The organism is Streptomyces sp. NBC_00461 (assembly GCF_036013935.1).
GTDB lineage: Bacteria > Actinomycetota > Actinomycetes > Streptomycetales > Streptomycetaceae > Streptomyces.
Window position 1 is genome coordinate 7,969,000 of sequence record NZ_CP107902.1, and the last position, 12,783, is coordinate 7,981,782.

Below are 12,783 nucleotides of genomic sequence, written 5' to 3' on the forward strand. Positions count from 1 at the left end.
TGTAGCGCGCATAACCTGCGTCTCGCTCCGCTCGCTGCAACCCCGTCAGCGGCAGGAATTCCCCCTCCGATTGTGTGCCCACCACCCCGCGGGCTTCGCGTCGCGCTCATCCCGGCCGCACTCCGCGGCCGTCCACAGCACCATCACCCGCCGTCGCGGCCCCGTCCCCAAGCCCCGGACCCACACCCGTACTTCACAGCAGAGGTGGCCATGTCCCCTGAGCAGAACCCCAGCAGATCGTTCGGCCGCAGGTCCTTCCTGCGCGCCTCCGGCACCGTGGCGGCGGCGGGATTCCTCGCCGCGTGCGGTGGGAACACCGGTCGCGGCGCCGGCTCCGGCGGTAAGGCGGCGATCAGCCAGTGGTACCACCAGTACGGCGAGGCGGGCACCCAGCAGGCGGCGCTGCGTTACGCGAAGGCGTACACCAAGGCCGACGTGTCGGTGCAGTGGATCCCCGGTGACTTCGCCTCCAAGCTCTCCAGCGGCCTGGTCTCCAGCAGCGGCCCCGACGTCTTCGAGTTCCACCCCGACGTCCAGATGGCCAAGTCCGGGCAGATCGTGCCGCTGGACGACATCATCGCGGACGTGAAGTCCGACTTCACGGAGAAGGACCTGGCCGCCAACTCGGTGGACGGCAAGGTCTACGGCATCCGCATGATCGACGACCCGCAGTTCCTGTACTACCGCAAGAGCCTGCTGGAGAAGGCGGGCGTCCAGCCCCCGACCACCTTCGACGAGCTGATAGAGGTCTCCCGCAAGCTCGACAAGGGCGGGGTCAAGGGCCTGTACCTTGGCCTGAAGGGGGGCAGCGACATCCTGGCCAGTCCACTGGTCTGGGCCACCGGCAGTGAACTGCTGACCGCCGACCACAAGGTCGCCTTCGACACCCCGGCGACGGTCGAGGGCCTGAAGAAGATGCGCGAGCTGTACACGAGCAAGTCGCTGCTGCTCGGCGCGCCCACCGACTGGTTCGACCCGTCGGCGTTCATCCAAGGCCTGACGGCGATGCAATGGTGCGGCTTGTGGGCGATGCCCGGCATCAAGAAGGCGTTGGGCGACGACTTCGGCATCGTCCCGCTGCCCGGCATGGGAAGCGCCGGCCGCCCAGTGGTCTACAACGGCGGCTGGTCCACGTACGTCAGCGCCAAGGCCAAGGACGTCGACGCGGCCAAGGCGTTCGTGAAGTGGCTGTGGATCGAGCAGACGAAGCTCCAGGAGGACTGGTGCACCTCCTACGGCTTCCACATCCCCCCGCGCAAGAGCCTGGCGGCGAAGGCCACCAAGCTGCAGAGCGGCACCGCCGCCGAGGCGGTGAAGCTCTTCGGGACCAACGGGCACTACGACGACCCGTACTGGACCCAGGGCATGATGACGATTTCCCAGGACATGGTGAACAACGCCGTGGTCAGCGGAAAGAACCCCGAGTCCGAGGTGGCCAAGGCCCGTACCCGGGTCGAGGCCGAACTCAAGAAGATCGCCTGAGGGGCCCTGACAGGCATGACAACCACCACCACCCGTGGCGCCCGTCCGGGCGCCACCGCGCCACCCGGCGCCGCAGCGAAGGCGAAACGTGACAGGCACGGGACGCGAGGCAGCACCCGCACCTTCTGGCTCTTCGCGGGTCCCTTCCTGGCCGGTCTCCTGCTGTTCGTCTACGTGCCGGTCGGCTGGAGCTTCTACCTGAGCCTCTTCCAGGCCCAGAACACGGTCACCCCGACGAAGTTCGTCGGCCTGGGCAACTACGCGGACATCCTCACCGAAGGGCCGTTCACCGACAGCCTGTGGACCTTCACGCTCTTCGCGTTGATCGTCGTCCCTCTCACCTACGTCCTGGCTCTGGCGCTCGCGCTGCTCGTCCACCGCATCCGCGTCGCCCGTGCCTTCTTCCGGTCGGTGTTCTTCATACCCACCGCGTGCTCCTACGTCGTGGCCTCGATGGTGTGGAAGCTGTCGATCTTCAACGGGGTGCGCTTCGGTCTCGCCAACACCGTCCTGGGCTGGTTCGGGATCGAACCCGTCGCCTGGATCGGCACCGTCTCCCCGCCCTGGTACTGGATGGTGCTGGTCACCCTACGGCTCTGGCTCCAGCTGGGCTTCTACATGATCCTCTTCCTGGCCGCCCTCCAGCAGATCCCCAAGGAACTGTACGAAGCGGCCTGGACGGACGGCGCCCGACCCGGCTGGCAGACCTTCCGGCACATCACCCTGCCGCAGCTGCGCACCACCTCGGTCGCCGTGGTGCTCCTCATGCTGATCGCGGCCTACCAGGCGTTCGACGAGTTCTACAACCTGCTGCCCAACACCCCCTACGCACGGCCGCCGTTGGTCTACCTCTACTACACGGCCCTCGGGCAGGGTCAGGACTTCGGCCACGGCAGCGCCGGGGCGCTGGTGCTGTCGGCACTCATCACGATGGTGACGCTGCTGCAGGGCAGGATCTTCGGCTTCGGAAAGGCGGACAGCTGATGGCCACCTCCTCCACCACCCCGGTCCGCGGCCGTCCACGTGCGGTGCGCGGACGGGCCGGCAGCATCGCCGTCTATGCCGTCGCGGTCGTCGCGGCGCTGCTGTTCCTGGTCCCGTTCTATCTGCTGATCCGCAACAGTCTGGCCACCGACGCCGACCTCACCGGCGTGCACTGGAAGTTCTTCCCGACCGTGCTGCACTGGGAGAACATCTCCGAGCTGTTCAACGACCCCGCGGTTCCCATGGCGCACAGCATGTGGAACTCGCTCGTCGTCGGGGTGCTCGGCACCGCCGGGCAGCTGCTGGTCTGCTCCCTGGCCGGCTACGCGCTGGCCCGCGTCCCGTACCGGCACGCCAACAAGATCTTCTACGCGGTGCTGGCCACCCTCATGATCCCCAGCGCGGTCACCTTCGTGCCCAGCTTCGTCCTCGTGTCGTCACTGGGCTGGGTCTCCAGCCTGCAAGGTCTGATCGTGCCCGGCCTGTTCAGCGGCTTCACCGCCTTCCTCTTCCGGCAGTACTTCCTCGGCTTCCCCAAGGAACTGGAGGAGGCCGCCCGGATCGACGGTCTCGGCAGCTGGGGCACGTACTGGCGGATCGTCGTCCCCAACTCGACTGGTTTCTTCTCGGCGATCGCGGTGATCACCTTCATCACCAACTGGAACGCCTTCCTGTGGCCGCTGGTCATCGGCCAGGACCAGTCCAGCTGGACGGTGCAGGTGGCCCTGTCGACCTTCACCACCGCGCAGACCGTCAACATCCACGAGCTGTTCCTCGCCGCCACCGTGTCCATCCTGCCGCTGGTGCTCGTCTTCCTCTTCCTGCAGCGATACCTGGTCGAAGGCGTCGCGCACACCGGCATCAAGGGCTGACCGCAGAGCACCCCGGCAACCGCACAGAACGCCACTCTTCGCACCGACCCATCCCGGAGTGACCCATGACCAAACCCGCCGGCCACCCGCCGCTCGCAGCGGCCGTACATCTGGACCCCAACTTCACCGTCGGCGAGGTGCATCCGCGGCTGTTCGGATCCTTCGTCGAGCACCTCGGCCGCTGCGTCTACACCGGCGTCTTCGAACCGGACCACCCGAGCGCCGACGAGGACGGACTGCGCACCGACGTCCTGGCCCTGATCCGGGAACTGGGCGTCACCATGGTCCGCTACCCCGGCGGCAACTTCGTCTCCGGCTACCGCTGGGAAGACGGAGTCGGCCCGGTGGAGCAGCGGCCCCGCCGGCTCGACGGCGCCTGGCGGACCGTCGAGACGAACCAGTTCGGGCTGAACGAGTTCATGCGCTTCGCGGCAAGGGCCGACGTCGAGCCGATGCAGGCCGTCAACCTCGGCACCCGCGGCCTCCAGGAGGCACTCGACCTCCTGGAGTACACCAACCACCCCGGCGGCACGGCCTTCTCCGAGCTGCGCCGCTCGCACGGCGTGGACAAGCCGCACGGCATCCGGCTGTGGTGCCTGGGCAACGAGATGGACGGCCCCTGGCAGCTCGGCCACAAGAGCGCCGACGAATACGGCCGCCTCGCCGCCGTCACCGCCAAGGCCATGCGCGATGTCGACCCCGGTCTGGAACTGGTCGCCTGCGGAAGCTCCAACCGCTCCATGCCGACCTTCGGCGCCTGGGAGGCGACGGTCCTGGAGCACACGTACGACCTCGTCGACTTCATCTCCTGCCACGCCTACTACGAGGAAAGTGACGGCGACGTCGACAGCTTCCTCGCCTCGGCCGCCGACATGGAGGCCTTCATCGACGGGGTGGTCGCCACCGCCGACCACATCGGGGCCAAGCGCCACTCGAGCAAGCGGATCAACCTCTCCTTCGACGAGTGGAACGTCTGGTACCAGAGCCGGCCGGTCAACAACACCGACACCCCGGACTGGAGCGTGGCCCCGCGCCAGCTCGAGGACGTCTACAACGTCACCGACGCCGTCGTGGTCGGCAGCCTGCTGATCACCCTGCTGCGCCACTGCGACCGCGTCACCGCGGCCTGCCTCGCCCAGCTGGTGAACGTGATCGCACCCATCATGACCGAGCCCGGCGGCCCGGCCTGGCGACAGACCATCTATTACCCCTTCGCCGACGCGGCCCGCCACGGTGGCGGCCAGGTGCTCCGGCTCGCCCTGGACAGCCCCGTCCACGACACCGCCCGCTACGGCGAGGTGCCCCTGCTGCACGCGACCGCGGTCCAGCAGGAGGACGGGACGCTCACAGTCTTCGCCGTCAACCGGGACACCGCGCGGCCGCTCGAACTCACCGCCGACCTGCGGGCGTTCAACCCGGTGGCCGGGCAGGTGACGCACACCGCCCTGGCCGACCCCGACCGCCACGCGGCCAACACGCTCCGGCATCAGGACCGCGTGACCCCGAAGCCGGTGACCGGCACCGTCACGGACGGCGGACGGCTGAGCGCCCTGCTGCCGCCGATGTCCTGGAACACCATCACCATCCCGCTCGCCCCCTGAGCGGCCCCAGGATCCCACCGCTCGACCCGTACCCCTGCACCCTCCGCGGACCTCAATGGAGAGGCGACCCCATGCCCGACACCACATCGCACCGCACACCGCCACCGCGCGCCCGGTGGCGGACCACCCTCGTCACGCTCCTGACTCTGCTCGGCGGCCTCGCCGCCCTGCTCGTACCCGCCACACCGGCACAAGCGGCCTCGGTGACGTTCACGACGGGTGCCGACCGGACCGACCAGAACGGCAACACCCTGCAGTTGCACGGCCTGGGCATCATCAAGGTGGGCAGCACCTGGTACGGCTTCGGCGAGGACAAGACCGGCAGGACGTCGGGGGACACGTCGTTCCAGGACATCACCTGCTACTCCTCGACCGACCTGGCGAACTGGACCTACCGCGGTCAGGCCCTGAGCCGGCAGGCCAGCGGTGACCTGGGCCCCAGCCGCATCGTGGAGCGGCCGAAGGTCATATACAACGCGTCGACCAGCACGTACGTGATGTACATGCACATCGACAGCACCAACTACTCCGAGGCCAAGGTCGGTGTGGCCACGAGCAGCACGCCGTGCGGCCCGTACACCTACCGGGGAAGCTTCCGCCCGCTGGGCAACCTCAGCCGTGACCTCGGCCTGTTCCAGGACACCGACGGCACCGCCTACCTGCTGAGCGAGGACCGCAACAACGGCCTGCGCATCGACAAGCTGTCCGCCGACTACCTCTCCGTGGACAGCGCGGTGGCGGTGCTGGGCAGCGGCGGCAGCAGTGGCAGCGTCGAGGCACCCGCCATGGTGAAGATCAACGGCATGTACTACGTCTTCGGCTCCCACCTGACCGGCTGGAGCCTGAACGACAACGTCTACGCCACCGCCACCTCGCTGAGCGGCCCGTGGTCGGCGTTCCGCGATTTCGCCGCCCCCGGCACCAAGACCTACGGCAGCCAGACGGCGAACGTCATCACGGTCCAGGGCACCTCCGGCACCACGTACATCTACGCCGGTGACCGCTGGGACACCTCCAACCTGGGCGGGTCGAAGCTGATCTGGCTGCCGCTGACCATCCGGGGTACGACGGTGAACCTCGGTCAGTACCCGACCTGGTCCCTCGACGCGGCCGTGGGCACCTGGACGGCCGGCAGCGGGATCCCGTCGGAGGGCGTCCACACGCTGAAGAACCTCAGCAGCTCGATGCTGATGGACGTCTCCAACGGCTCCACCGCGACCGGCGCCAAGATCATCCAGTGGCCGTCCGCCGGCGGTACCAACCAGCAGTGGACCCTCACCCGGGTGGCGGACAACATCTACACGCTCAAGAGCGTCAAGAGTGGCCTGTGCCTGGACGTCCCGAGCAAGTCGACCACTGCCGGCGTCCAGTTGCACCAGTGGACCTGCAACGGTGGGGCGAACCAGCAGTGGGCCCTCGACCTGACCGGCAGCTACACCGGCAGCAACTACATGCTGGTGGGCGTCGGCAGCGGCCTGCACATCGGCGTCGCGGGCTCCACCACCCAGGGAGCAGCGGTGGACCAGGAGCTCGGCGGCAGCGCGAGCGCCAACAGCGAGACCTGGACTCTCTCCTGACCGCGTGCCCCGGCGACCCCGCCACCGAGCGGGCCGCCGGGGCACGTCCCATACGGGGGATCACCTCACGGGGCCGATGCGGACCGGGACGTTGTCCGCTCGTCCGCCAATGACTCCCCACACATCCCAACTCCCGCATTCCACACAGCCCGCAGCAGACAACGGAGTTTGCGCAATGGACCACTCATTGGATCGCAGACGCTTCCTGACCGCTGCCGCACTGACCGCCGGAGCGGCCGCCCTCCCCGGCGGTTTCCTCTCGGGGAAGGCCGCGGCCGCCGTCCTGCCGCAGATCACCGTCCCCCACCGCGGCATCTACGACACCTCCCCGCCTCCTCCTGGACCGACGGCTTCCTCACCGGCAACGGCGAGTACGGAGCCATCCTCCACGGGGCGGCCACGCTGGAGAAGGTGGTCTTCAACTACCACCGACTGGTGCTGCCGAACGGCACCCGCACCGTGAAGCCACCCGTGATCGCCGGCCGCCTGGAGGGCGTACGCGACAAGGCACTTGCCGGGAACTACTCCGGCGCCAACAGCGACTTCGCCTCCGGCTGGTCACTGCGCTGGACGCAGACCTACCATCCCGCGTACGAACTGCGCATCGCCACCCCGGGCATGACCACGGTCAACGACTACGGCAGGGTCGACGACTTCCGCACCGGCGAGGTCAGCTCCAGCTGGACCGACCAGTACGGCACCTGGACCCGCAGGGCCTTCGTCTCCCGCACCGCCACCCTGTCCATCACCTCCGCCGTCAACCAGGACGTCACCCTCATCAGCCGCCGCGGCATGACATCGGTGACCACGTCGGCGACCGTGGTCTCCTCTCCCCTGGGCACCCACGCGCGCAAGGTCACGCTGGCCGCCGGGCAGCGCACGGACATCACCGTCTCCCTGCTCGGCGGCTGGTTCCGGCTGGTCAACCGGCGCAGCGGCAAGGCCCTGGACGTCTCCGGCGCCAGCACGGCCGACGGCGGGAAGATCATCCAGTACACCTCGTCGGGCGCCATCAACCAGCAGTGGCGGTTCCTGCCCAACGCCGACGGCTCCTTCCGCCTCGCCGCCCGCCACAGCGGCAAGGTCCTCGACAGCCCCGGCGGCTCCGCCCAGGGCACCCAGCTCGTCCAGTGGCAGGACACGGGCGGCGACGACCAGCGGTGGAAGCTCGTCGACGCGGGCGGCGCCTACCACCGGCTCGTCAACGTCGGCAACGGCTGGTGCGTGGACGTCGCAGACGGCTCCACGGCCGACAACGCCCGCGTCGTCCAGTGGCCGGCCGGTACCGGCACCAACCAGCAGTGGCAGCTCGACGCCCTGTGACGGAACGGTGCGGTGCGGAATTCCCCGGCCGCACCGAGGCCCGTCGCACGCCCTCGGTCCGCGCGCGGAGGGCGTCCTCGGCAGCGACCTGGCGCGCAGATCAGGTCGAGGGTGAACCCGGCTTCAACCCGATGGGCACCGGTGAGCCGACCGTCGGCGCGGACGGCACCACCCGCGGCGACACCTGCCACCTGGACGTCGTCGACCGCTGGGGCAACATGGTCGCGGCCACGCCCAGCGGCGGCTGGCTGCAGTCCAACCCGGTCGTGCCCGAACTGGGCTTCCTGCTCGGCACCCGCCTGCAGATGACCTGGCTGGAGGAGGGCCTGCCGAACTCGCTGACGCCCGGCCGCCGGCCCCGCACCACCCTCACGCCCTCCCTCGCCCTGCGCGACGGAGTCCCCGTCATGGCCTTCGGTACACCCGGCGGGGACCAGCAGGACCAGTGGCAGCTGCACTTCTTCCCGGCCGTCGCCCTGCGCGCACGGGTCCGCGGCGGCCTCGACCTCCAGGGCGCGATCGACGCCCCGAACTGGCACAACGACAGCTTCCCGGGCTCGTTCCACCCACGCGGCATGCGGCCGGGGAGCGTGACCGTAGAGGCCCGCATGTGCCCCGATGTCGTCGAAGAGCTGCGGCGCCGAGGCCACGACGTGACCGTGGGCGCCGCCTGGTCGGAAGGCCGGCTGTGCGCGGTCGCCCGGGACCCGGAGACCGGCGTCCTGTCGGCGGCCGCGAACCCGCGGGGCATGCAGGGATACGCGGTCGGACGCTGATGGCGCGCCCCTGGCGGACGCTGATCGCGCGCGCCGAGCCGTGATCGTCGAGTACTCGGAGTTCATCCCGATTCCACCGGCGAGCCACCGGCTCGGCGCGGATTGTCAGTGGCGCATGCTCTCATGGGCGCATGATCGAAGACACGGAAACCATCGACGAGTTTCTCGCCCGCCACTCGGCCGACGTGGGGGAGGCGGTCCGCACGGCCGCCGCGGCCGAGATCATGCCCCGCTTCCGCCGGCTCGCCGCACACGAGGTCGACCAGAAGGCCGGACCGTACGACCTGGTGACCGACGCCGACCGCCTCGCCGAGCGGTACCTCACCAAAACCCTCGGCGCCCTGCTGCCCGGTTCCGTCGTCGTCGGCGAGGAGGCGGTGCACGCCGACCCGACGACGTACGAGGCGATACAGGGCGACGCACCGGTCTGGATCGTCGACCCGGTCGACGGGACCCGTCAGTTCGTGCACGGCGACTCCGGCTTCTGCACGCTGGTCGCGCTCGCCCGGCACGGAGTCCTGCTCGCCTCATGGACGTACGCACCGGCCCGCGCCCAACTCGCCGTCGCCATGAGGGGCCGGGGCGCCTTCCTCAACGACGAGCGGCTGCACGCCGGGTCACCCGCCCCCGGCCGCGATCTCCAAGTGGCCACCTCCCACCCGGACTACACCACCGACGAGCAGAAGAGCGAGCTGCTCGGCCTGTGGACCGACGGCGTCGCGCCCCGGCCCTGCGGCTCGGCGGGCCTGGAGTATCTCGCCATAGCGCGCGGCGAGTTGGACGCCACGGCCTTCACCTGGGAGGCCGCCTGGGATCACGCGGCCGGCATCCTGCTGGTCGAGGAGGCGGGCGGCGCCCACCTGACGCGCACGGGGGAGCCGTTCCGCATCACCGGAGGCAATGCCCTGCCGTTCACCGCGGCCCGCGACGCGGCCACGGCCCGCCGGGTGGCCGGACTGCTGTAGGGCACCGCACGGCCTCGCCGGCCGTCGGCCGGGCTGCACCCGCGGCCGGAGACTGTCGGAGCCCCGTCATATCCTGATCTCAGTGGCCGTCTGGTTGACGAAGGGGTCCGAGGTGCCGTCGATGCTCGATGCTGTCGTGGTGGGTGCGGGGCCGAACGGGCTGACGGCCGCCGTGGAGCTGGCCCGTCGCGGCTTCTCCGTGGCCGTCTTCGAGGCCCGTGACACCGTCGGCGGGGGAGCCCGCACCGAAGAGCTCACCCTGCCCGGCTTCCGGCACGACCCGTGCTCCGCGGCCCACCCGCTCGGCATCAACTCGCCGGCGTTCCGTGCCCTGCCCCTGGAGCGGTACGGCCTTGAGTGGCTGCACGCCGAGCTGCCCATGGCGCACCCCTTCCCCGACGGCAGCGCCGCCGTGCTGTCCCGGTCCGTCGCCGAGACGGCCGCCTCCTTCGGCCCCCGGGACGCGGGCGCGTACCGCAGGCTGGTCGAGCCCTTCCTCCCCAAGTGGGACACCCTGGCCCGCGACTTCATGTCCCTGCCGCTCACCGCGCTCCCGCGCGACCCGGTGACACTCGCCCGCTTCGGCCTGGTCGGCCTGCCGCCGTCGACCTGGCTGACGCGCCGCTTCCGCGACGAGCCGGCCAAGGCCCTGTTCGCCGGTCTCGTCGCGCATGTGATGGCCCCGCTCAGCGGCTTGGCGACGGGCGCGATCGGCCTGGTCTTCGCCCTCGCCGCCCACGCCCGCGGCTGGCCCGTGGCCCGCGGCGGCTCCCAGTCCATCTCCGACGCGCTCACCGCGTATCTCAAGGACCTGGGCGGCCAGGTCCACACGGACTACGAGGTCAAGCGCCTCGACGACCTGCCACCCGCGCGCGCGTACGTCTTCGACACCTCACCCACCGCCCTGGCCCGCATCGCGGGCTTCGGCCGCTACTACGAGGGCTTCAAGTACGGCCCCGGAGTCTTCAAGGTCGACTACGCGCTGGACGGCCCGGTGCCGTGGACAGCCGAGGAGGCCCGCGCCGCCGGCACCGTCCAGATCGGCGCGGACAGCGCGGAGATCGGCGCCGCCCTGCGCGCGGCCTCCCGCCAGGGCCGTGCCCCCGACAAGCCGTTCATGATCACGGTCCAGCCCAGTGTCGTCGACCCCACCCGCGCACCCGAGGGCAAGCACGTCTTCTGGGCCTACGGCCATGTCCCCAGCGGCTGGACCGGAGACCTCACGGATGTCATGGAGCGCCAACTGGAGCGCTTCGCACCGGGGTTCCGCGACCGCGTCCTCGCCCGCGCTACAGCCGGCCCACTGGAACTCGCCGCCCGCAACGCCAACTACGTCGGCGGCGACATCGGCACCGGCGCGGTCTGCGGACTCCAGACCCTGCTGCGCCCCAAACTCTCCCTCTCCCCGTACACCACCCCTCACCCCGCGGTCTTCATCTGCTCGTCGGCCACCCCGCCGGGCCCCGGAGTGCACGGCATGTCGGGGCACAACGCGGCGAAGGCCGTCTGGAAGAGGCTGCGACAGACATGACGACCACCCTCACCCTCACCCAGGGCGACATCACCCGCGAAAGCGCCGACGCGATCGTCAACGCGGCGAACTCCTCCCTGCTCGGCGGCGGAGGCGTCGACGGCGCCATCCACCGCCGCGGCGGCCCCGCGATCCTCGACGAGTGCCGCAGGCTCCGCGCCTCGCACCATGGCAAGGGCCTGCCCGCCGGCCAGGCGGTCGCCACCACGGCGGGCAACCTGGACGCACAGTGGGTGATCCACACGGTCGGCCCGGTCTGGTCATCCACCGAGGACCGCTCCGAACTCCTCGCCTCCTGCTACCGGGAGTCGCTGCGCGTCGCCGACGAGCTGGGTGCCCGGACGGTCGCTTTCCCCGCGATCTCCACCGGCGTGTACCGGTGGCCGATGGAGGACGCGGCGCGTATCGCGGTGGAGTCGGTACGGGGCACATCGACGGACGTCGACGAGGTGCGGTTCGTCCTCTTCGACGACAGGGCGTACGAAGTGTTCGCCCGGCGACTCGGCTGACCCGAGGAACTCACACCCGGCTGGCCCAGCACGAGAACGTGCGCGATGAGGCCCCAGGTCCATCAAGCCCGGGTCACGCCTCCTGCCCGGCGTGGGCGGGGAGTTCGCCCGAGCCTCGGATGATCAGCCGGGTGGGGACGGTGATGGTGCGGGCGCGGGAGCGGTCGCCGTCGAGGCGGGCCAGGGCCACGGTCGCCGCTGTTGTGCCGATCTCCTCCGGATCCTGGGCGACGACGGTGAGGGCCGGTTCCAGGGCCTCGGCGAGCGGCACGTCGTCAAAGCTGACGACGGCGATGTCCTTGCGTCCGCTGCGGGCGAGTTCGGCGACTATGCCCATGGCGACGATGTTGTTGCCGGCGAAGATTGCGGTGGGGGGATCCTTCACGTCGAGGAGTCGGGTGGTGGCGACGGAGGCCCCGTGCGGGTCGTGGGCGCTGGCGAGCAGGGAGCGGTCGTAGGGGATGTCGGCACTCTGCAGGGCCGCGCGGTAGCCGGCGAGGCGCTCACGGCGGGTGTGGAGCGTGGTGGGCAGGTCGCCGAGGAAGCCGATGCGCCGGTGGCCGTGGGCGATGAGGTGGGCGACGCCGTCCTGGGCGCCCGTGCGGTTGGAGCTGACGACGCTGTCCGCGGCCAGTCCCGTTCCCGGGCGGTCGAGGAAGATGACGGGCAGGCCCGCGGTGCGGTGGGTCTTGAGGTGGGAGTGGTCGGCGCCGACGGACGGCACGACCATCAGGATGCTGACGCGGCGGGCCAGGAACTTGTCGGTCAGGGCGCGTTCGCGGTCGGGATCGTCCGTGGAGGAGCCCATCAGCAGGGTCAGTCCGCGGTCGCGGACGGTGTCCTCGATACTGCGGGCCACCGCTCCGAAGAAGGGGTTGCCGAGGTCGGGGATGACCAGTCCGATGGTGGTGTCGGGTCCGCCGACCCGGATGTTGCGGGCCATGAGGTTCGGCTGGAAGCCGAGCTTGGCGACTGCGGCGAGCACCTGTTCTCTGGTCCGGGCCGAGGCCGGCCCGTCCTCGTTGAGGACTCGGGAGACCGTCTTGGCGCTGACACCCACTTCGCGTGCGACGTCTGCCAGGGTGGGGCGGCGGTTCGCTGCCATGGAGGAAGCCGTCTCCTGTGCTCGTCGGTTCCGGCCGCGGCCTCGGCCGGATCCCGTC

Annotated in this window: 10 protein-coding genes and 1 pseudogene; 10 read left to right on the forward strand and 1 reads right to left on the reverse strand. The window is 70.2% G+C overall.

Annotated features, from left to right (window positions below; all coding sequences use genetic code 11):
* Nucleotides 1-210 precede the first annotated feature (210 nt).
* From OG870_RS36925 to OG870_RS36970, 10 genes and pseudogenes are all read left to right on the forward strand, one after another.
* Entirely contained in the window at nt 211-1,482 is a 1,272-nt protein-coding gene (locus tag OG870_RS36925; RefSeq protein WP_327691931.1) for an ABC transporter substrate-binding protein, read from the forward strand.
* 15 nt (nt 1,483-1,497) lie between these two features.
* Complete coding sequence (locus tag OG870_RS36930) at nt 1,498-2,466, forward strand: carbohydrate ABC transporter permease (RefSeq protein WP_327691932.1); 969 nt, start codon at nt 1,498-1,500, stop codon at nt 2,464-2,466.
* Complete coding sequence (locus OG870_RS36935) at nt 2,466-3,338, forward strand: carbohydrate ABC transporter permease (protein WP_266525032.1); 873 nt, start codon at nt 2,466-2,468, stop codon at nt 3,336-3,338. Before OG870_RS36930 ends, OG870_RS36935 begins: the two co-directional genes overlap by 1 nt.
* 65 nt (nt 3,339-3,403) lie before the next feature.
* A complete protein-coding gene (gene arfA, locus OG870_RS36940) occupies nt 3,404-4,939 on the forward strand; it encodes an arabinosylfuranosidase ArfA (RefSeq protein ID WP_327691933.1) in 1,536 nt (511 codons plus the stop codon).
* Between the two features lie 71 nt (nt 4,940-5,010).
* Complete coding sequence (locus OG870_RS36945; RefSeq protein WP_327691934.1) at nt 5,011-6,516, forward strand: RICIN domain-containing protein; 1,506 nt, start codon at nt 5,011-5,013, stop codon at nt 6,514-6,516.
* A gap of 168 nt (nt 6,517-6,684) precedes the next feature.
* Nucleotides 6,685-7,839 (forward strand): RICIN domain-containing protein, encoded by a 1,155-nt coding sequence (locus tag OG870_RS36950; RefSeq protein ID WP_327691935.1) that lies wholly within the window; start codon nt 6,685-6,687, stop codon nt 7,837-7,839.
* A gap of 110 nt (nt 7,840-7,949) precedes the next feature.
* Nucleotides 7,950-8,615, forward strand: a pseudogene (locus OG870_RS36955) (gamma-glutamyltransferase); the annotation flags it as partial.
* Between the two features lie 131 nt (nt 8,616-8,746).
* Nucleotides 8,747-9,580: an inositol monophosphatase family protein gene (locus OG870_RS36960; protein ID WP_327691936.1), complete on the forward strand. Its 834-nt coding sequence runs from the start codon at nt 8,747-8,749 to the stop codon at nt 9,578-9,580.
* 121 nt (nt 9,581-9,701) lie between these two features.
* Nucleotides 9,702-11,111, forward strand: coding sequence for a phytoene desaturase family protein (locus OG870_RS36965; protein ID WP_266591179.1), 1,410 nt, complete (start codon nt 9,702-9,704; stop codon nt 11,109-11,111).
* The gene (locus tag OG870_RS36970; RefSeq protein WP_266591181.1) at nt 11,108-11,620 is read left to right on the forward strand and encodes an O-acetyl-ADP-ribose deacetylase; all 513 of its coding nucleotides are present in this window, start codon (nt 11,108-11,110) and stop codon (nt 11,618-11,620) included. Before OG870_RS36965 ends, OG870_RS36970 begins: the two co-directional genes overlap by 4 nt.
* A 73-nt stretch (nt 11,621-11,693) precedes the next feature.
* On the opposite strand, the gene OG870_RS36975 is transcribed toward OG870_RS36970, so the two are convergent.
* Nucleotides 11,694-12,725: a LacI family DNA-binding transcriptional regulator gene (locus OG870_RS36975; RefSeq protein ID WP_266525045.1), complete on the reverse strand. Its 1,032-nt coding sequence runs from the start codon at nt 12,723-12,725 to the stop codon at nt 11,694-11,696.
* Nucleotides 12,726-12,783: the final 58 nt, after the last annotated feature.